21 protein-coding genes and 2 pseudogenes are annotated in these 19,831 nt (G+C 43.4%); 9 read left to right on the plus strand and 14 right to left on the minus strand.

All coding sequences use genetic code 11. The features are described 5' to 3' along the window. The first annotated feature begins 96 nt into the window (after positions 1–96). Positions 97–1,290, plus strand: a complete 1,194-nt coding sequence (locus tag BJP37_RS00885; RefSeq protein WP_075895745.1) for a hypothetical protein — start codon at positions 97–99, stop codon at positions 1,288–1,290. Here the strand turns inward: BJP37_RS00885 and BJP37_RS43145 are convergent, their stop codons facing one another. From BJP37_RS43145 to rpmG, 5 genes are all read right to left on the minus strand, one after another. Beyond that, a complete protein-coding gene (locus BJP37_RS43145) occupies positions 1,291–1,422 on the minus strand; it encodes a hypothetical protein (RefSeq protein ID WP_269086924.1) in 132 nt (43 codons plus the stop codon). 96 nt (positions 1,423–1,518) lie between these two features. Beyond that, positions 1,519–3,093: an ammonium transporter gene (locus tag BJP37_RS00890; protein WP_075895747.1), complete on the minus strand. Its 1,575-nt coding sequence runs from the start codon at positions 3,091–3,093 to the stop codon at positions 1,519–1,521. 161 nt (positions 3,094–3,254) lie between these two features. Next, on the minus strand, positions 3,255–5,312 hold the full coding sequence (locus tag BJP37_RS00895; protein ID WP_075895749.1) for a ribonuclease catalytic domain-containing protein: 2,058 nt from the start codon (positions 5,310–5,312) through the stop codon (positions 3,255–3,257). A 415-nt stretch (positions 5,313–5,727) separates the two neighbouring features. Beyond that, a complete protein-coding gene (rpsR, locus tag BJP37_RS00900; protein ID WP_008191262.1) occupies positions 5,728–5,943 on the minus strand; it encodes a 30S ribosomal protein S18 in 216 nt (71 codons plus the stop codon). Positions 5,944–6,067: 124 nt separating this feature from the next. Then, positions 6,068–6,262 (minus strand): 50S ribosomal protein L33, encoded by a 195-nt coding sequence (gene rpmG / locus BJP37_RS00905; RefSeq protein WP_071986987.1) that lies wholly within the window; start codon positions 6,260–6,262, stop codon positions 6,068–6,070. 686 nt (positions 6,263–6,948) lie between these two features. Here rpmG and BJP37_RS00910 point away from each other — a divergent pair. The 3 genes from BJP37_RS00910 (at position 6,949) to BJP37_RS00920 (ending at position 8,554) form a co-directional block, all read left to right on the plus strand. Next, positions 6,949–7,479, plus strand: a complete 531-nt coding sequence (locus tag BJP37_RS00910) for a thylakoid membrane photosystem I accumulation factor (protein ID WP_075895751.1) — start codon at positions 6,949–6,951, stop codon at positions 7,477–7,479. A gap of 161 nt (positions 7,480–7,640) precedes the next feature. Next, positions 7,641–8,249 (plus strand): hypothetical protein, encoded by a 609-nt coding sequence (locus BJP37_RS00915; protein WP_075895753.1) that lies wholly within the window; start codon positions 7,641–7,643, stop codon positions 8,247–8,249. Positions 8,250–8,320: 71 nt separating this feature from the next. Then, entirely contained in the window at positions 8,321–8,554 is a 234-nt protein-coding gene (locus BJP37_RS00920; protein ID WP_070390715.1) for a hypothetical protein, read from the plus strand. 60 nt (positions 8,555–8,614) lie between these two features. Here the strand turns inward: BJP37_RS00920 and BJP37_RS00925 are convergent, their stop codons facing one another. Beyond that, positions 8,615–9,487: a hypothetical protein gene (locus BJP37_RS00925; RefSeq protein ID WP_075895755.1), complete on the minus strand. Its 873-nt coding sequence runs from the start codon at positions 9,485–9,487 to the stop codon at positions 8,615–8,617. Positions 9,488–10,088: 601 nt separating this feature from the next. Between BJP37_RS00925 and BJP37_RS00930 the strand changes: the two genes are divergently transcribed. The 3 genes from BJP37_RS00930 to fmt all read left to right on the plus strand — a co-directional run bounded on the left by BJP37_RS00930 (position 10,089) and on the right by fmt (position 12,164). Further along, positions 10,089–10,838, plus strand: a complete 750-nt coding sequence (locus BJP37_RS00930) for an OmpA family protein (protein WP_229415144.1) — start codon at positions 10,089–10,091, stop codon at positions 10,836–10,838. Between the two features lie 111 nt (positions 10,839–10,949). After that, positions 10,950–11,162: a hypothetical protein gene (locus BJP37_RS35270; protein WP_269086925.1), complete on the plus strand. Its 213-nt coding sequence runs from the start codon at positions 10,950–10,952 to the stop codon at positions 11,160–11,162. After that, positions 11,163–12,164, plus strand: a complete 1,002-nt coding sequence (gene fmt, locus BJP37_RS00940) for a methionyl-tRNA formyltransferase (RefSeq protein ID WP_075895761.1) — start codon at positions 11,163–11,165, stop codon at positions 12,162–12,164. It abuts the gene before it with no gap. A gap of 220 nt (positions 12,165–12,384) precedes the next feature. Here fmt and BJP37_RS00945 read toward each other — a convergent pair whose 3' ends face one another. After that, on the minus strand, positions 12,385–12,753 hold the full coding sequence (locus tag BJP37_RS00945; RefSeq protein WP_075895763.1) for a DUF6464 family protein: 369 nt from the start codon (positions 12,751–12,753) through the stop codon (positions 12,385–12,387). Between the two features lie 149 nt (positions 12,754–12,902). On the opposite strand from BJP37_RS00945, the pseudogene BJP37_RS00950 reads away from it, so the two are divergent. After that, positions 12,903–13,681: pseudogene (locus BJP37_RS00950) on the plus strand (IS5 family transposase). On the opposite strand, the gene BJP37_RS00955 reads toward BJP37_RS00950, so the two are convergent. The 4 genes from BJP37_RS00955 to BJP37_RS00965 form a co-directional block, all read right to left on the minus strand. Continuing rightward, positions 13,674–14,054, minus strand: coding sequence for a GPW/gp25 family protein (locus BJP37_RS00955; protein WP_075895765.1), 381 nt, complete (start codon positions 14,052–14,054; stop codon positions 13,674–13,676). The pseudogene BJP37_RS00950 and the gene BJP37_RS00955 sit on opposite strands and share 8 nt — an antisense overlap. Before the next feature lie 15 nt (positions 14,055–14,069). After that, positions 14,070–14,495: a PAAR domain-containing protein gene (locus BJP37_RS00960; RefSeq protein ID WP_075895766.1), complete on the minus strand. Its 426-nt coding sequence runs from the start codon at positions 14,493–14,495 to the stop codon at positions 14,070–14,072. Positions 14,496–14,611: 116 nt separating this feature from the next. After that, entirely contained in the window at positions 14,612–14,737 is a 126-nt protein-coding gene (locus BJP37_RS43150; protein ID WP_269086926.1) for a hypothetical protein, read from the minus strand. Positions 14,738–14,874: 137 nt separating this feature from the next. Then, on the minus strand, positions 14,875–15,714 hold the full coding sequence (locus tag BJP37_RS00965; RefSeq protein WP_075895768.1) for a phage baseplate assembly protein V: 840 nt from the start codon (positions 15,712–15,714) through the stop codon (positions 14,875–14,877). 221 nt (positions 15,715–15,935) lie between these two features. Here BJP37_RS00965 and BJP37_RS34100 point away from each other — a divergent pair. Continuing rightward, a pseudogene (locus BJP37_RS34100) lies at positions 15,936–16,749 on the plus strand (IS1 family transposase). A gap of 11 nt (positions 16,750–16,760) precedes the next feature. On the opposite strand, the gene BJP37_RS00975 reads toward BJP37_RS34100, so the two are convergent. From BJP37_RS00975 to BJP37_RS00985, 3 genes are all read right to left on the minus strand, one after another. Continuing rightward, positions 16,761–17,849 (minus strand): phage late control D family protein, encoded by a 1,089-nt coding sequence (locus BJP37_RS00975; protein ID WP_075895770.1) that lies wholly within the window; start codon positions 17,847–17,849, stop codon positions 16,761–16,763. Positions 17,850–17,857: 8 nt separating this feature from the next. Then, entirely contained in the window at positions 17,858–18,709 is an 852-nt protein-coding gene (locus tag BJP37_RS00980) for a CIS tube protein (protein ID WP_075895772.1), read from the minus strand. Beyond that, a partial coding sequence (locus BJP37_RS00985) for a hypothetical protein (RefSeq protein ID WP_214607734.1) occupies positions 18,700–19,831 on the minus strand: 1,132 nt, incomplete at its 5' end. The genes BJP37_RS00980 and BJP37_RS00985, both read right to left, overlap by 10 nt.

Here is a 19,831-nt window from a genome sequence, read left to right on the forward strand (position 1 = left end):
AGGTCATAGAAATTCCTTGTTAATCTTGATCGAAAATTTAAGACTATCACAAAATATGTTTGAAGGAAAAATAGTCTGGAATACACAAGGAATTAAATGACGTCTGAGCAGGATAAACCTGAGGTGGCTAAAATCCTCGAACCATTTAAACCCGCATTGGCTGAGCATCTGAGCAACCCTGATGTTGTGTTAGACGAGGTACTGGCATGGACTGGCTCTCAGCCTTTTTTGACCCAGAAGCTTTGTCAAGTTATCCTTGACTCTAAATCTCCCATCCCTGTTGGTGAGGAAGCTCTCAAAGTCGAAGAACTCGTCAAAACTCACTTCGTTGAAAATTGGGAAACTCAGGAAGCCGCTGAACTTCTGCAAGATATTCGTAGTTTCTTGCTCGAAGAACAATTCCTGCGCCTGTATCAGAAAATTTTGCAGGGAGTCATGATGGCAAATGACAGTTGGGAACAAAAAGTGTTGCTCAACTCCGGTGTGGTGATTAACCAGGGGGGAAATCTCAAAGTTTCTAACCGTATTTATGAGGCTGTTTTTAATCACAGCTGGGTAGCTCAAGAGTTAGCACAGTTGACCAGTACAGACTTTTGGCTGGCATCTGAGCTGACCACAGACGCTACTGATGAAGCCATCGCTATCGCTTTTCCTAACCTACCAATCACCCCAGTTACTCAAGACCAAGATCTAACAACTGACGAGCCCAAACACCGAGCTCCAACAACTGACGATTCCAAACACCGAGATCTAACAACTGACAATCCCAACCGATTAACTGTAGTACCTTTAGAGCCAGACCAAGCCACAACCTTGTCTACCCCATCAGCTAGCAGAATCCCATCACCCATTAGTTTTTGGGGTGGCTTGATCGCCTTGTTTCTAGTCATTACCTTTGGTGTATTTCAGTGTACTAGTTCTAGAAGAGCAGACGATCAACTAAAAAACCTTGCTTCTGAGGACATATGCAGACGTCAATTTACTAACAGAAAAGAACAAATAGAGCAACTTAGAAAGATAAAGAGTCAAAATAGTGCTTTTCCTAAGCTATGTCAGTCAATGTTAGATCAATTGCAGTTTTCCTATGCTATAGAAGAGCTCGCTAGTCAAGGTGAATTCAAGCAAGCTACTATAAATCTTTGTCAAGTATCACAGCGTTACTACCAGTTTAGACAAAAATCTCTTCCACGTTTTTTCCGTCGATGGGGTCGGAATAATGAGAATTATGCTAATTGGTTGAAAAACTATCTAATAAAATATGATTGTCCCGCTTCTAAATATTTGGGCTAATCAATTGTTAAATTGAAAACAGGGAACAGGGAACAGGGAACAGGGAACAGGGAACAGGGAACAGGGAACAGGGAATAGGGAACAGGGAACAGGGAACAGGGAATAGGAAATGTATGGATTTTTAGCAAGCATTTAACTAACTAATTAATAGAAGTTAAGATTATAGATTTTTTTATTTCCTACTTTTTAAGACTTAGCTATTTACTTACTGAACTGATAATCCAGATTTTAAGGATTATAAAAAACTCCATCGCTACCACTGATTTCTTCTTCCAAAGATACTCTTATCCCTCGACGAGAAATTTCAAAAATAGTTAAGATAAATTCTCCTAATTGAAAATATTGGGTTTGACGGAATTGTTGTCTATGGCGTTGTTTGCCACTAATCCGCTCATTGATCTGGCTTGCATAATATAAAATTAGGCTAACTAATAGCCAACCTACTAAACTCAAGAGAGCTGTTACAATGATAATAATCAGCCAGCCTAAGAACTGACACAACACTTGTAATAATGGATCGTCATATACATCAAGTTCTGAGTACAACAGAGAACTATTGCTACTAAAGATTCCTAAGGCAATCGTTCCCCAAAATCCACAGAAAAGGTGAACAGGAACCGAACCAACGGGGTCATCAATTTTCCAAACTTGTAGAAAATATTCGCCTAAAAGGACAAAAATACCGCTGATTGAGCCAATTATAAATGCACTTCTGATATCGACAAAAGCAGCTGAACCTGTAATTCCCACCAAACCACCTAAAATTCCATTGATAATTGAGGCTAGACTGGGTTTTCCCAGGATAATTGGACTAAAAAATACGCTGGATATTCCACCAGCTGCTGCTGCCATCATGGTAGTTGTGATGGTATTGGCTACATAATCGAGATCCTTTGCTGAGCCACCATTAAAACCAAACCAGCCCAGCCAGAGAATTAAGCAGCCTAAGGTGGCTAAACCCAGATTATCGGAAGAGAACTTTTCAGTTTCGAGACCTTCATATCTATCTGTTCTTAAATTGTAGCCAAAACGACCTTGTCGTGGCTTTAGTAGCCAAGCCCCTACCAAGCCAGCCATACCACCAACACTATGGACTACAGTTGAACCGGCAAAATCCTGAAATTTTAGCGCCTTGGCTAGCCAACCATAGTGTCCCCAAACCCAGTGACCCGTTAGGGGATAGATAAAACCAACCAGGAAAAAACTAAATAGCAGAAATGCCCAGAATTTAACCCGTTCAGCAACAGCTCCTGACACAATAGTGGCTGCAGTTCCAGCAAAGACTAACTGAAATAAAAATAGAGCCGCAAAGGAGTGATTAGACCAATCTTGATTGAGACAATTAAATCCTGATTCTGGAAAACCCAGATTTCCAAATTGGGGAAAGGGAAGATTAAAAAATAACCCCTTTTGACCCACTAAACTTAAACTAGTATTTTCTCCTGGAACACAACTGTAAGTGATGCCATCACCAAACATTAAGCCAAAGCCAAGTAGCCAAAATGCTAAGGCTGATATACAGAAAACTATCAAATTTTTAGCCAAGACATTAGTCGCATTTCTTCGTCTACATAACCCGGCTTCTAACATGGCAAAGCCAGCATTCATAAAAAAGACTAGAAAAGATGAAACTAACAACCAGATAGTAGACAGGTTAGTGAAATTATTCGTGTTACTATCTTGTGCTGCTGCTACACCAACCCATCCCAGCAGGATGGTAATAGCCAAAGATAGGCAGAAGTACCAACGGCTCGGTACCGAGGTGATTTGGTGTTTTAATCTCTTGTACTTATGTCGAGACATCAAAGCAAGCTTTCCAGTTTTACAGTAGAAGTGAATTTCCAACTGGTAAGTAGGTTGACATACTTACATAACACTATTAAATAACACTGTTAAATAACACTATATGATGTTTCGTCACATCATTAACTGCTTACATCCGAGCCTTATAAAAGGACAGAGATTTACGCTAACCTGTTCACAGCAGAAGCTGAGCCATCTTCTAGCTTGGAGTTAAAAGCAAGCTGAGCCTCTGAGTTCGCTAGTTCTTGAAAATGAATAACTTCTTTACGGGGATCAGCATGACTGACTTTAACGTGTAAGCGATCGCCTAATTGAACCGAACGCTGGAAACGCATGGGCAATTCTAGACCTAACTCTTCTAGGAGAATGTTGCCCTTATTCTCGTTTTCTCGCCACCAACTGAGTACTAATACTTGCCAAACCTGATCTGGGTTACGCCGTAAATATTCCAATCCCCAATATTTGTTGGTATCACGTTCTACTTCACTAGCATCCTTAGCTGTTCTGGTTACACTCTGCATCGTTTCGAGCAAATGTTCAGCTTCAAAGGGTAGGGGGTCACCCCGTAGATGAGCTTTGAGCTGGAAATGAGTCATTAAGTCAGTGTAGCGGCGGATCGGAGAGGTTACCTGGGTGTAAGTTTCCAAAGCCAAACTAGCGTGGCGTGTTGGGGTAATGCTCATTTCACTTCTAGGCATACACCGACGCATGGCACAGAACCGCACTGGACCCGCTGGCAATAGCAGCAGTTCTTCTTGGGAAGGAAGTTCTGGCTGGGGTTGTCCTCGGAATGGTAGCGGAATTTGGTGCGCTTGACCATAGCGTCCAGCCACTTCACCTGCCAGAATCATCATTTCTGCCACCATTTGCCGTGATGGTGAATCTTCTAACACCTCAATGGTAATTTTGTCATCATTTCCCACCTTGATTACCGACTCTGGCATATGGATGCTAATCGCCCCCTGAGACTTGCGCCACTTTTGCCGACGCACAGCCGAGTTAGCGATCGCAAACAGTTCTGTTTCTGCCTGTACCCCTAACTGCAACATTTCATCTACATCTTCATAAGTCAGGCGATAGGTAGGTTTAATCAGGCTGGGGTGAATCTGATAGTCATAGATGGCACCATCTTCATCCAAGATCACCCCAAAACTGAGTGCCCCACAGACTTGACCTTGAACTAAACTCATCGGACCAGTGGCCAGTTCCGATGGGAACATGGGAATCATGCCCGTGGGTAGATATATGGTGGTACTACGCCGTCTTGCTTCTAGGTCAAGGTTATCCCCTGGCATTACCAAGCGGGTTGGGTCAGCGATGTGAATCCACAGACGCTGAGTGCCATCCTCTAGATCTTCTATACTCAACCCATCATCTATTTCTTGGGTACTTTCATCATCTATGGTGTAGAGTTTCAGATGAGTTAAATCCAAGCGATCTGAATCTGGGTCAGTAGGAGGATTTGCCAGGTATTGCTGGGTCAATTCGAGTACCTCACGACGAAATTGAGTTGGGATTTTATGACGCAGCAAGTACTTTTGGTGAGGATGCCACAAACCCAGATTTACCAACAAATTGAAGGCATTTTCTGGGTTTTGATGGCGTTTTACTGCTTCCAGAGTTTCCTGAACTGCACGAGAGGGTTTATCTGGTTCACTAACGAACCGTTCTAGAGCATCAAAGCGAGTGCGATCGCTATCAACCCACTCTACTTCCTCACCCCCTAGCTTTTGCTGTACTCGCTTCAAAAATTCTTCTTGTTCCTGGTGCTTTGATTGAGCCGCTGCCAGTTGATGCTTGATTTCAGCCACCATGCTAGCGGAGCGGGGTTCATAGGTTTGTGCTTTTTGTTTAAAATAGATTTTGTCTTCAAAGAGAATACAGTGTGCAGCATAGCACTGGGGTGGACTTTGCTCAGAAAATAATAACTGTGCCATGTCAGCACAGGTAACCGCCTCTCCTTCTTCCACCAGTAATTCCCAGGCTAATTCTAAGCTATCTGGGTCTAGATAGGGTTGTACTCGAGCGAGAAACTCTGGTATTTCTGATGGATCATAAGTAGAATCGGCCACTGCGTAGGTGACTTGTCGAGGATGGAGCTTGTGCAGTTTCCCCCGTTGATCCAAAGCAATCAAGTGGTTCTTGCCTTCTGGACGATCGACAACGGCGAGATGGCGTTCTCCTTGTAAGCGAAATTCGATTAGTGTTCCCTTTTCCACCAGTTCTCATAACCCGGGTAGCGTTTACCAAATCCACCTCCCCCCAGTCTATCCTGTGTTGTTGAGATGCCCAACTCAGCAGAGGGGGTCAAGTCTAAAGTCTAAAGTCTAAAGTCTGAAGTGTGAAGTCTGTTCGCGTAGCGTCGGCTTCGCCGAAAGTCTGAAGTTGTCAGGGCTCAGTGGTCAGTGTAACTCCTGGTTGGGTCGCAAGTTTTTAGTTAACCATGTCAGCCATGCAGAGCGGGAGTGGGGGAAATCACGGCAGTTGATCATTGGGGTTTCCCCCATGATCAACTACCTCCCCGTCAGGCCACTGCATCCCGCGCCTCAGCCATCGATCACCCCATTTCATCCTTCATCCTTATTTCATTCTTCACACGGGAAATATCCCAGAGGAAGACCGTGATTGTTCACCTTAACCTTCTTTATTAATATAGGGTAGCAAAGCCAAGAACCTTGCTCGCTTAATGGCTGTGGTTAGCTTTCGTTGTTGTTGAGTCGTTAGATTAGTAATGCGGCGCGGTAGGATTTTTCCCCGTTCAGTGATGAACTTGCGCAGCAACTCAACATCTTTATAGTCGATCGGTTCATCGGGTTTGATCGGAGAGAGACGTTTACGAAAGTAAGTCATGATTGGTTGTGATTGGTGATTGGTTATTTGGGTTACTGGTTACTGATGATTATAGTCATTTGTTCTTTGTCAATAGTCCATTTTCCATTAAAAAATTCAACTCACAAATGACCAAGGACCAAATCTATTTGATTTCTTTGTGAATCATGTGCTTGTTGCAATGGGTGCAAAATTTCTTCAGTTCCAGACGTGATGATGTGTTACGGCGATTCTTCCTAGTGGTATAGCGGGAAACACCAGCCGAGCGCTTATTGGAGTAACTGCGACATTCCGTACATTCTAGAGTAATAACGATTCGGACACCTTTCTTACTTGCCATAGTTTTTTTTCTAAGAACTCAAATATTACAATTAAACACAATTTACTATTATCTCATGGGATGCCCCAGTCTATCAAGTAGATACAAAATTGCTCAAGTCTCGGGAAAAACCTCACGGTTGGCACCATCATCGTGCAGCGCCATCCAGTGACAAGGGGAGCCCACAGCAGTATCCTTGATCTGCCTTTAGATAGACCAATGTTTAAGCCAATCCGAAGCGCTTTAGTGCAGCGAAGCCAACCATGCCCTAGCATTTTGTTAGAGTCAGTAACCGGTGCAAGGGTAACGAATCTAACCTCAAGAATCAAGATAACCGCGCACCCCACTACCCTAAACTCTGAGTCTGATTGGTGTATAATACCATAACTCCCGTAACTAGCCAGACCAACAGGAAGATAAGCATCACCGAACAGATGAAAGCTAAGAGGATCTGTTCTAAGCAGTGAGCTGACCAGCCTCAGTCTAGTTATGCTGGTAGTGCAGCCAATATGCCTGCACTAGGGTTCACAACTGAATTACAATTGCTATAGTGATTGTTGGGATTTTTGAAACCCTTGGACTTGGATTCACCTCGGATTTGATATAAGGGCTAATAATTCGGTATGATAGAAGGTTTAGCAAGATTCCGATACAGGACTATTACATATAGTTGCTCTGTAAGGCGCAGATTTGTTTCCAAATGCCTATTGATTCTTGTCGGCTTACTGAGCTGCTGGTATCTACTGGGAACACCATCAGCATTAGCAAGTTTCGATGATGACAGCTTTGATGGTAATATTTTTGCTCTGTATGCTGGTAATGGCTCTATAGTCCCACCACGAATTACCTTAGAAGATTCTTTGAGCAGGAAAAAGCCAGCTTTGTTGGTGTTCTACGTAGATGACAGTAGGGATTGCAAGCTATATTCTGTGACTATCTCTAAGTTACAGGAGCCTTATGGTAGGGCAGCGAGTTTTATTCCAGTCAACATCGACACTTTGTTAGCCGATGCTACCTATACACCCACAGAAGCGGGATACTACTACCAAGATTTAATTCCCCAGACAGTACTGATTGACCAAAATGCAGAGGTAGTACTCAACGAAATTGGACAAGTTCCTTATGAACAGATAGATGATGTGTTTCGGGAAGTGTTTAACTTACTACCCCGTTCAGAATCTGTAGAGTTAAAGCTGCGCACTGTCAATGATATTAATGCTCAGTTAACATCAGAGTGATTTAATTGGCTTAGTGCTGAGACATCCATCCAATCAAACTCCCACAACGTAACATGAAGACAATTGTTTTAGTCATGAGTGAACTGCCATTGGCGTTTACCCTATTTTTTTGTCACGTTTACGGGTTAAGCTATTTGTAAGTACAGTTAACATCCGTGCTGATGTCCAAGGTTTACAGCACACAGGAGCTAATCGAAATTTTGGCTCAAGAACGTCGTTCGTGCATGAATGGGCAACGTCTTAATCTGTCAGCTTCGGTGTCTGGTAACCCTGTGATTGATCGCTTTCTGAAACCGGAGGGAATTCAAAAGTTCAGTGCTTATAACGACTTTAAAGCCGCAGTTCACAGCTACCAACGGCAACACCAAGTTTCAGGCATTATTTGGCGCGAACTGACTATGAAAGGAAAGACTCTACGTTATCCTGCTATTGACGAGCAGTTAGCCGCCCTAGAGAGTGACCTGAAAATCCTTAAAGCTGCCAAAGCTGACCTCTTAGAGTTTTGGTATACAGGCATCCAAGGTATGGACTTATACCTAAGTATTAATTTTGGTAAAGACTATCAAAAAATTATGCCCAATGATGTAAAAGAGGTCGCCCAAAAAACGGAATGGGCAAATCTCTATGAATATAAGAATTACAACTTTTGGGAAATTATATTGCAGCTAGGTTGGGGTAAACCTGAAGAAGCATCCTATAAACGGGGATGGCCGACATCAGGAAGTGAGTACATTCATGCAGTTAATCCAGGCAAGTGCCCAATTTGTTGACCGCTATCGCCAGGTCGATGGGTTATGGGGTGCATAAAGCAGTATTATAAATAAACGAGGAGCGGTCAAACATGAAGGAACAAACTATTAATCAAGTTATTGATCAACCAATAGAAGAATTGGACTATTCAATTCGACAGGAATTAACCAAGCTTGGCAATCAAGCCGCAAAGATGGGTTTAATTGGTGGACATGGTTATTACTTAGGAAGGTACGAAATCCTATGCAAAGGTCAAATCTTCACTCTTTCACCAGAAGAAGCTTACTCTTACCTAAAAAAATTGGTAGCACAACACCAAAGATAATTGGTAAACTATGAAGTGTGAAGGATGAATTATCAATAATTCATCCTTCATCCTTTGGGATTACCAGCGTGCCTGGGAACCAGACCAAATGTGTTCTACTGATTCACCATAAACCATCGGTTCATCCTCAAAGGTAAGAGCAGTGTAACCATTGGGTTTAACAGACCACATTGGCCAATACTCATTGCCCAACTCACCAGCCTGAAATAGCACTTGATCTGGATTAGCTTGACTCCAGCCTAGCAACATTGCGTTAGTATAATGAATGCGCTCAGGAGCCAAGGTGGTGACAGTATTTTGGTTCCGATCCCAAATTACTGCGTAATCAGAAGCATCTGAGGTATTAAAAAAACCTTCAAATTGCCGCCCTAGAAGGCGATCGCTTGACTCTGTCCAAGACACCGGAATCAGAATAGCGATCGCGCCGCTTAATTTATCATCATTAATATGGTTAGCTAAGGGAGAAGATGCAGTTATGATGCGCAAATCTCCAGTCTGCAAATTTTCTATAAACATCACACTACTGATGCGGCTGCGGTACAGTTCCGGCTGTGCTTGTAGTTGAATCCGACTATAGGCAGCATACTTGCCATCGGGAGACACTAGTGATTGGCTGCGATAGTACCTAGACCCAAAACTCTGATTAGCAACCAGTTCAGCGTGGGTTTCCAAGACCCAATTCCAAGGAATAGGATAAGGACTGTTGAGCGGGTCACTCTGAACGTATGGTTCCGTTAGATCAGGTTTGATAGCTTCTGTTGCGTCCCTTAAAGGCTGGGAAAATATCACCGATGATTGACTGGCTACGAAGGATTCATTAGCCTTGGCTTTCTCAGCAAATAGGCTAGATGTTATCAACATCAAAGTTGCTAACAAGAGTCCTAGTGGTTGATTTTTAAGCCATCCTGCTAAACTCAATTGCCTTTTCAACATTGATTGGTCTTTCAGTTACTAATTAGCGTTTCTAGTTAGAGGAGCAACCCCAAGAAACTAGACTATAGTTCCTTAACTTTAGGTGTAAAAGGTTCAAAAGTGATCAACTCGCCCTACCGACCCTGCATTACGGAGGGGGTTTCTTACACTTTGACTCAGTCAGTTACCATTACCCTCCACTATGAAGCTACCGAAGGCAGACAAAGAAAATAAGCCAGGGAAAAATTAACAATTAACACTCTTTCCTTCCCCTAAGAGGTCTTGGCTGAAGTGGGTAGCCCTCACACAAAAGTTGTTAAAAGTTGTTAGGCTTGGAATTGGAATTAACTGGTTGGTTTGGAGGGTTTAGTGTTATGATAATCATTTTTAATTAAACCTTGTTTTCTTGAATTCTTATATAATGTTAAATACCCGCGTTTGACCCCTAACGGAGTACAATTGGAGAATCCTGCCTCATTATGTTGAAGGAGATCTAACAAAATTCGGTGTGACTCAACCCGCTACTTCCAACACCAATAACAGACCTGAAACCTCAATAAGTATACTGAACTGCCTACTGATCTTAATTTTCAGGCTACTACTGCTAGGCGTAGGGAGTGGCTTGGCCTTGATATTTGGCATTGTTGTTGCCAATGCTTACCCTAACCCGAATCCAGAAAAACCCCTGATCTTAAAATTACTGGAGCATCTGGATAACAAGCAAGAATCAAGGTTTTTCAATTTTAGTTCAATTCGGGAACCAACGGAAGCCAATCTACTAAAACAATTGACACCGGTTCAAAGAGTCCAGGTCAAAGCTCAGCTAAGTGAGTTAGACAAGCGACTGAAGAGATTGAGTGAGGACGTGACAATGTTGGAAACTCAATTGGGAACCTCGGGAGGGAATGAATCTCTCGAAAAGCGCATCCAAGGGATCACTTTGCTCCTCAAGGAACCATCGACTCTAAGTAGCGATGCTCCATTAGTTGGTAATAGCAATGGCAATCGATTAGCTGCCTCGGCTGCCGACAAGTTGAAAGTCACGTTGCCCAGTGATATTTTATTTCAGAAAAGTAAAAGTACGTTACGCCCAGAAGCAGGTTTGATCCTAGACAAAATTGTCACAGATTTGCAAGCCTATCCTGGTAGTACAATCCGAATTGCTATCCACACCGACAACCCCCGCGAAGCCAAAGAGAATCGAAACCTTTCATTTGAGCGTGCTAAAGCAGTTCAGCAGTATCTTAGTAGCGCTTTAGACGATTCATACCGTTGGCTGATTATTGGCTACGGAGAAACTCGTCCTCTGGTAGCTAATGATACTGAGGTTAATCAGCAACGCAATCGTAGGGTGGAAATTGCTGTGGATTAGTCATTAGTTATAAGGTTAGAAGGTTATTTGGTTGAAAGTTATTTGGTTGTTTCCCTTGGGCGTCCCTTGTAGGGTAGGTTGAAGATTAGAGCCTTAACAACTCAAATCTGGATGTATAACCAGCTAACCTTCAACCAGCTAACCTTCAACCAGCTAACCTTCAACCAGCTAACCTTCAACCAGCTAACTTTCAACCAGCTAACTTTCAACCAGCTAACCTTCAACCAGCTAACCTTCAACCAGCTAACTTTCAACCAGCTAACCTTCAACCAGCTAACCTTCAACCAGCTAACCTTCAACCCATTAGTCATTGGTAATTTCTAGATGCGAGTTGTATTCTTTGGTACTCCCCAATTTGCTCTACCTTGTTTGGAAGGTTTGTTGAACCATCCTGAATTTGAGGTGGTGGGTGTGGTGACTCAGCCGGATAAGCGTCGAGGACGTGGTAACCAGCTGATTCCTTCCCCAGTAAAATCAATAGCATTAGCACATCAACTACCAGTTTGGCAACCGCAGCGCCTGAAAAAGCATAGGGAAACCCTAACTCAGCTAAGGCAGGTAAAGGCTGATGTTTTTGTGGTGGTTGCCTATGGGCAGATTCTCTCCCAAGAGATTCTGGATATGCCTACGGTAGGTTGTATCAATGTACATGGCTCAATTTTGCCTAAGTATCGCGGAGCAGCTCCGATCCAGTGGTGTCTATATAATGGAGAAGCCCAAACTGGCATCACGACGATGTTGATGGATGCTGGAATGGATACTGGAGCAATGCTCTTGAAAGCATATACACCAATCAGACTATTGGATACTGCCGAGCATTTGGCACAAACTCTGAGCACTTTGGGAGCTGATTTGTTGATTGAAACCCTACTGAAGCAAGAGTTACAGGAAATCCAAGCAATTCCTCAAGATCACTCTGAGGCTACCTATGCACCACTGATTCAAAAGTCAGATTATGGCCTAGATTGGTCACGGTCCAACTTGGAGTTACACAATCAGATTCGGGGATTTTTCCCAAACTGCGTTACCTCATTTCGGGGTAAATCTCTGAAAATCAGTGCCACTGCTCCTTTAGATTCGGCTTACTTATCCGAGTTGCCTTCACAGTTAAAAATGCGATCGCAGGAGTGGTCTACTCTTGATGTTGGTTCAGGTCGTCCTGGAGAAGTTGTAAAGATTGCGAAGGGAATCGGTCCAATTATTCAAACTGGAAAGGGATTGTTGTTGTTGCAGCAAGTGCAATTAGCTGGCAAACGTGCTCAATCTGCTTGGGATTTTGCCAATGGTATGCGTTTAGAAGTAGGAGAAGTTCTAGGTAATCCTTAGTTAGTTAGGGTGTGCTGAAAAAGTATTTGGGTAGGGATAGGCAAGAGGCAAGAGGCAAGAGGCAATAGTTCCGGAGTGCTCATCCGTGCAAGACAAGCAGTGATTTTCATCATTTGTGCTCATGTTTTGAGCTTGTGGATTGCTTAATCCTTGCACTTATTGGAAAAAAAAAGGCTTGAAACCCTTATCTAGCAAGCCTCCTACTTTTATTCAGCAAGCCCTAGTTAGTTCCGGTTTTCAAGGGTTTGTAAAAGCGGCAAGAATCACAGGGTCCGTCTGGATTGACAGCACAACGAATCAATTCAGAGTGAGCATTGAAATAACAGCTGGCATCCCCAATCACCCAACGCCCCTGGAGCAGGCTTTTTTCACTAGGGTGTGGAGAAGACTGCACATACAGAGCAATTTTATGCAAACGATAGCGCCCTGACTTAAGACAGTAGCGGTGGTGGCGCTCTAAAACTGTGTAGGTTTTACCTTTAAAGTCGAGATAGTTACCGGGTTGAGGTATCCAATCGAGTTGAACATTGCCAATGGTCTGACGTGGGTGGGTCAAAATTAACTCTGTCGGTAGAGAATCAGGCTCCATAGTGCTTATTGTCATTCACGCTACAGTTGAATGGTATCGCAGGCTGTGGGCTGACTATCTAGGGCATGTCGTCAGTTAGAGAATTGACAACCAGTCAGTGCAGCTATAGAACTGAGGGGAGTCAGGAAAACTCAACTAAGGAGGAAGTAATGCGTCGGTATGCCTTGCGTCTTGGATCAGTGGGAGCGAATTAAGGATATGCTACCTGGCCAGAAGGGCGCTTGTTGGTGGAAATGCCAAAGATAACCGCCTATTTGTTGAAGCCGTACTGTACCGATACCGTGCAGGTATTCCGTGGCGTGATTTGCCGGAGAGGTTTGGCGATTTTCGGTCTGTGCACAAGCGTCATAGCCTAGGGTCTGAAAGTGGTGTGATAGAACGTGTATTCAAGACACTCTCATTAGATGCAGACAACGAGTACGCTGCGCTCGACGAACACAATTGTACGCGCTCATCAACGAGGGTGCTGGTGCAAAAAAAAACACCAGACGATAAACCATTAACACAAGCAATTGGACGCAGTAAGGGTGGTTTATCTACCAAAATTCATGCCACCTGTGATGCACGCTGGTAATCCCACAGGGTTTCATCTGACCCCCGGTCAAGCACATGATTTGCAGGGAGCTGATGCGTTACGCGGGTGGTATACATGAGATTGGTGCACTGCTTGCAGACAAGGCTTACGATGCGTCAGAGCGGGTGCTCAAACGATTAAAAGAAGCTGACTGCCAAGCTGTCATTCCTCCTAAAGTCAATCGTACTCAACTTTGAACATATGACTTGCACATGTATAAGTGGCGTCATCTGATCGAAAACTTTTTTCAGAAACTTAAGCAATACAGGGCAATAGCAACTCGCGCTTGATAAAACTGCTCGTAATTTTTTGGGAGCCATTCATCTCGCCGCTTCTGTCATCTGGCTTAACTGACGACATGCCCTAAGTTAAAGCGATTATTAGTACGGCGCACTTGGTAGTTTATTTCTATCAAGAGACGATTAAATTGATCTTCATCCGGGTAAACACCTACATCTAGAACCTCAATGCGCGGTTCCCACTGGGTCAAGGCTCGGCGTACCTCCACTGTTAATTGTCCAGCTGTCCCAGCGCTGTTGCTGGCAAATACTAAATCATGAATACCGCAGCCAAAATCTGGCCGCATCAGCCGTTCTCCTGGAGAAGTACTCATAATCATCCAAATCGACTGGCGGACACTATCCTCATATTGCGCCATATCGATTTGTTTATTTTGGTCGAGTACTACGGGGAAACTCCATCCCACTCCGAGAAAATCAGTAGTCATCGTTCCATCTCCTTATCAACCCCCAATAAATACCTTCGTCGGCTTACCAGGCCCAGGGGTTACTGTGCCGTGGGGAGGGGGTAATTCACTACAGGTCTTAACTGGGTCACCAATGCGCGCCACTGGTTTACCCTCAATTTTCACAGAGGAACTACCCTTAGTAATTTCAGCTGTTTTGTTAGGTTCCTTGACAAACTTGATCGGTGAAGTTCCCGGTGGCGGTATTGGTGGGTGTGCCTGGGTTTTACCCTGGCTGCCCTTTAAAGCCACCAATTTACCACCAATTTTCACCTTTTTACTCAACTTTTGCTCGAATTTTCCTTGGAAAGGAATTGGCATTGGCGCTACAATTGGCGGCGCAGGAGCAGGTGGTTGACCCTGGACTTTGTGCGTACAAGATGTCACAACTAAATCGCCTTTTCTGGCTGCCGGTTTACCCATGATTTTTCATACTCCATAAAACTTAAATAACAGTATTCAGCGGTCAGCGGTCAGCGGTCAGCGGTCAGTGGTCAGTGGTCAGTGGTCAGTGGTCAGTGGTCAGCGGTGAGCTGATTTTATTCAAAAACAGTAGTGTGGCACACCTCAAGTAGTGTGGCACAGGCTTTGGCCTTTGGCCACGCTGTGCGAACGACGCTGGGACCTAACCCATAAGCTGTTCGCGTAGCGTGTGCGTAGCACATTCGCTGATACCTGATTGCTGATTGCTGATTGCTGATTGCTGATTGCTGATTGCTGATGGCTGATTGCTGATTGCTGATTGCTGATTGCTGGTTGCTGATTGCTGATTGCTGATTGCTGATTGCTGATTGCTGATTGCTTAATTAATTGATACCGTCTTACCGGTAATTTTAACGTTTTTACTAGCTTTAAAGTGCATCCCCTGCTTAGTTTCAATTTTGCTACCATTAGCATTAACTTTCAATGACTTATCTGTCTTCATATCCAGGTTATTCTTGGCAGTAATTTTGATATCTTCCTCGGAAATAATTTCGATACCCTTACCACCAAGCTTTAGCTTACCTTCCTTAGACTCAATGGTAATCGAATTATCCTTAGTATTAATAATAATGCTGTTTTTGCCAGTTTTATCAATTACTTCAATTTTTTCCTTATCCTTAGTATCATCTAAGCAAATAGTGTGACCACTTTGGGCAATTACTTCAATTTTGCCTTTGTCCTTAGTATCATCTAAACGGATAGTATGTTTCTTATGGGAAATGACTTCAACTTTTTCTTCATCCTTAGTATCATCTAAGCGAATAATATGACCACTACGGGACTTAATTGTACGCTTATTAATAGTCTTTTTTTTACTATCTTCCTTGTCTTTTTCAGGAGACTCAGGTGGTTTATCTTTGCCATTCCATAACCCTCCTAGGATATAGGGAAAATTAATATCACCTTGTTCAAAAGCTACCAGCACCTCATCATTCACCTCCGGCAAAAAATAAATACCACGGTCATTACCAGCCATGGGAGTTAACACCCTAGCCCAATAACTTTCATCATTATCTGAGAGCCAAGGAAACTTGACCTTGACTCGCCCTAAGTTTTCCTCATCGCCATTGTTAGTCACTATTCCCATAGTCACCCCATAGAAACGACCTCGTATTTCAGGGGGACCTAGCAAATTACTTAGTAAATCGATGCTTGTCATGATGTCCCGGTGGTGATAAACATGTAGTGATACAACATTTACTTTAGCCTAAATAAGACATTTGTTAATCAAAAATATAGTCACTAATATAGTCACTTGACTATCATATTATTAGCAATACTTATATAATTTATTAAAAAATTTGATTAAAAAACTCTTATGAAACTGCTATATTTTTATTAGTAAAAAATGCTTTTTCGATAAACAAGCCCTGGTAAACAATGAATGCAAAACCTGATTTAATAACCCGACCTAATTGCCCTTACTGCAATTGTGAGCGAACAGTTAAAAATGGCAGCACTCATAATAAAAAGCAAAAATACCTCTGTAAAAACTGTAAGAAGCAGTTTCTAAAAAATCCGACAAAAAAGCCGATACCATTGTCGAAAAAAAAGATAATAGATGACCTCTTGCTTGAAAAACTATCTTTAGCTGGCATTGCACGAGTAGTTGGAGTTTCAAAAACATGGCTCCAAAATTATGTTAATAAAAAGTATGCCGAAACTCCCCGAAAAATCAAGGTTTCCGAAAAACCAAAAGGGAAAATTACCATAGAATGTGATGAAATGTGGTCTTTTGTTAACCAGAAAGATAATCAGCAATGGATTTGGTTGGCAATTGATGGCCGTTGGCCACGCTACGCGAACAAAAAACTAGAGAAATAATTGGAGTTTATATTGGTGATCGTACTCGATACTCGGCCAAAAAATTATGGCAGTCTTTCCCTCCAGTAGTTCGACAATGTGCTGTGTGTTATACAGATTTTTGGGAAGCTTATAAAACAGTAATACCTAAAAAGCGATGCAGCGCGGTCTTGGGGGTTTCCCCCATGAGCGACTGCATCAAGACAACGTCACAAGCCAGTAGCAAAAAAAACTGGTAAAACTAATCATATTGAAAGATTAAATAATACCTTAAGACAAAGGATTAGTCGTCTGGTAAGAAAAACTTTGTCATTTTCCAAAAAAGAACGAAAATCACTTAGGAGCTATTTGGAATTTTATTCATCACTATAATAAGTGTTTGTCAGGTTGATTAGGCCATCACTACATGTTTATCACCACCGATGTCCCATTTCTCCTAACCTTGAATGCTGTGCGATACCCTCGTTTATGAGAATAACTATGGGTGCTGGAGGTGACATAGTAGTCACCACTAAACTGTTTGCCCACCCCTTGGATAGTAATAACAGTAGCTGCTCGCAAGTCAGGGCGTCCGACACACAAGCCCTCCCCACTGATGTATTCTAGGGCCATGTTATTAAATCCTCCCTGAGCGATTTGCTCAGCTTCCTCTCTACTGAACACAGGGCGATACAAACGTTCGCTGGTTTTTTTTCCACTACCCAAAGCCGGATCTACAGCCTTAGCACCGCTCTTGTTAGTACTAAAACCAGGACTGGCTCGCCCAATGAAGGCTTTCTTGTCCTTCGGGTTCCAACCGCGCACCTCCACCTGTCCCACCTGGGTCAAGCTGGTCAGTCGGGAAGAAAAACTGAGCAAATCCTTTCGTTGAACTAGGGTCAACACTGACTTGGATTTATCCTGATGGGGCCGGAAATATAGTGTTTTATCTTGAACCACTACCTCATAACCGAGTCGTTGAGCACGGGTCTGAAGAAATTCCATGTCTGTTTGGTTATGCTGTAGTACATAGTCCAAAACCAGCTTTGTCGTTACTCCCCCATACTTTAGACCGGCTTTTTTGGCAATATCTCTAGCAATATCGCTGTCTTTCTTTTTAGTAAACGAGCGAGTGTTGTAACCCCGAAGCAATCGATGACTGTAGTCGTAGCCGCGCACTGTCAACAGAGGTATTTCCCCATGGGCAAATTCTGGTTCCAGACCGGTAATCTGACCCATCATCAGTTTTTGCAGTTTCCCTCCACTACCCCCGTAGCCCATAAAAATCGTTACCTCATTGCCTAGCTTAAACAGTTGCGGATCAATCCACTCCTGCTTTTCTTGGTCCCAGTTGGCAAGCTTGATGGTAAACATAGTGGGAGTACTAACGTTTTCATCCACAATTACTGCCATCACATCAGACCGCAACTGTTGTCCCCTGATCAGAATTCTGAAGCCAGGGACTGAGGTAGCGATGCTATTGGTACTAGTTTGAGGAGGTGTCGAGAGCATGGTTAATTTTAGGTTAGATTAAGTACCGGGATGGTCAGAACTTGACCTGGTGTAAGGTTACGGGGATTATTAATCCCATTAGCCTTGGCAATCTCTCGCCAGAAGCTGGGGTCATTATATTCTTGACCAGCGATGCTGCTCAGGGTTTCTCCACGTCGCACAACGTGAATTGGGTCGTCATCCCGTGCCAGAGAACTGGGCTTTTCCCGCTCCTCATCTTCTTCAGGGATGAACTGGTGGAAAGTACAGTTGAGAGCGGCCCTGACTGGCATCCCATTAGGGGTAAACATAGTAAAGCGCTGGGTTAGTTGTCCAAGATACCCCTTAAAAATCAGGTTAAATGCCCCCCACCAGAGTTCACATACAGGGGGACGTTTTAAATCAGAGTCAATCAGAGTCAACTCAAAAATCTTATTCGTATACTCTCGAACATCTACAGCATTGGGTGCTGATAATCCATACACACCAGTTAACGATGACGCCGCTGTTGCCGCTCCCGATGCAACTCGTTTGAGGGGAGAACTGCCGCCCCCGGATATACTTTCAGGTAGTCCCTCGTAGGTGTCAAAAAACAGGTCGAGAGTCAGGGTTGCTGGATCCCCACCAATAAATTTAGTATCACCGCGATCGCGGTTTTTGAGAGTTTCATGACGCCATTGGGTTGTCTTGGTAATTTGAATTTCATTAGGATTGAATAGAGGCATTGGTTTGTTTTCTGGAAAAACCATCTGCCATCTTTTTCCTGGCTGCTCCTTGAGGATGGTTAATTTATCTAACTCTGCCCCAAAGAGGCTACTTGTTAATCCTTTGGTTTGGTTTAGTGTTTTTTGGGCTAGATTCTTAAACCCTGTTAATGCCATTGGCTTAATCCCCTCCGCTCACTTTCTATGGTCAGATGCTGCATCAGTTTATGGTGTACTTTCTCTACTAGTTCATCCACATCAATGTCCTCCACAGACTGATTAGTTGTAGTAGCGCCTGTTGTATTTTCTGATGCTTTCTGAATCACGGTATTTGCCTGTAAGCTAGTAGTTGATACAGTTGATATACTAGTTGATACTGATGCACCGTTGACAGATGGCATTCTTTGGATAACTCCAGAGCCATGATCACCAATAGATGGCGAACTACTAACTCCTAGTCCGTTGCCAGAAAATGACGTTCTATTGACCCCAGAGGCGGAAAAAATCAGGGGAGCAGATAATTGATAACCATCTTTTCCGGAAATTTCTCTAACCACTGGTCGCTCCGGGGTGGGTTGAATCAATGGCTGCTTTCCTTCGGATGGGCTGTTGACTATCTCCTTGACCACTGGTCGCTCCGGGGTGCGTTGAATCAGTGGCTGATTTCCCTGGGATGGGCTGTTGACAATCTCTTTGATCACCGGTCGCTCCGGGGTGGGTTGAATCAGTGGCTGATTTCCCTGGGATGGGCTCTTGACTATCTCCTTGTGAAGCGATCGCTTTGGGGAGCGTTGAATCACTGGCGACTGGGTCAGGTTTCCGGAACTGCCTAGCGATCGCTTAGACTCTGTTGGCAAAGTGGTATTGGTGTTTTTTAAATTGTTTTTTAAATTGTTTTTTAAATTGTCTGAACTGACCTCTCCCCCAACTCCTGCTCTAGTAGGAAAGGAATGTTGAGTACCACCCGTTCCTTCAGGATTAGGAGGGTTAGGCAACTTTACCAACATCTTCTCAGAACTACTTCCAGAACTACTTGATGACTGGGAGTTAATTGCTTTGGCTTGGACAACTGGCCAGGATAAGTCAGAAGATAGTCTAGTTTTCCTAGAAGGTTCAAGACCAGAAACTAGGGGTTTGCTCTCAGAATCTGCTCTGGGGGAAGTCCTCTTAGTGGAGTTTACAAATTTTGCCTGGACAATCAATGGTTTTGTCCCAGATTTGCCCCTTTCAGAGGGTATTGAATTTGGTAACTGCTCAGTGCAATAAAGATGCTCTATTGACAAGCTGAGAGGGAAAATT

Source organism: Moorena bouillonii PNG (genome assembly GCF_001942495.1).
GTDB classification, from domain to species: Bacteria; Cyanobacteriota; Cyanobacteriia; order Cyanobacteriales; family Coleofasciculaceae; genus Moorena; species Moorena bouillonii.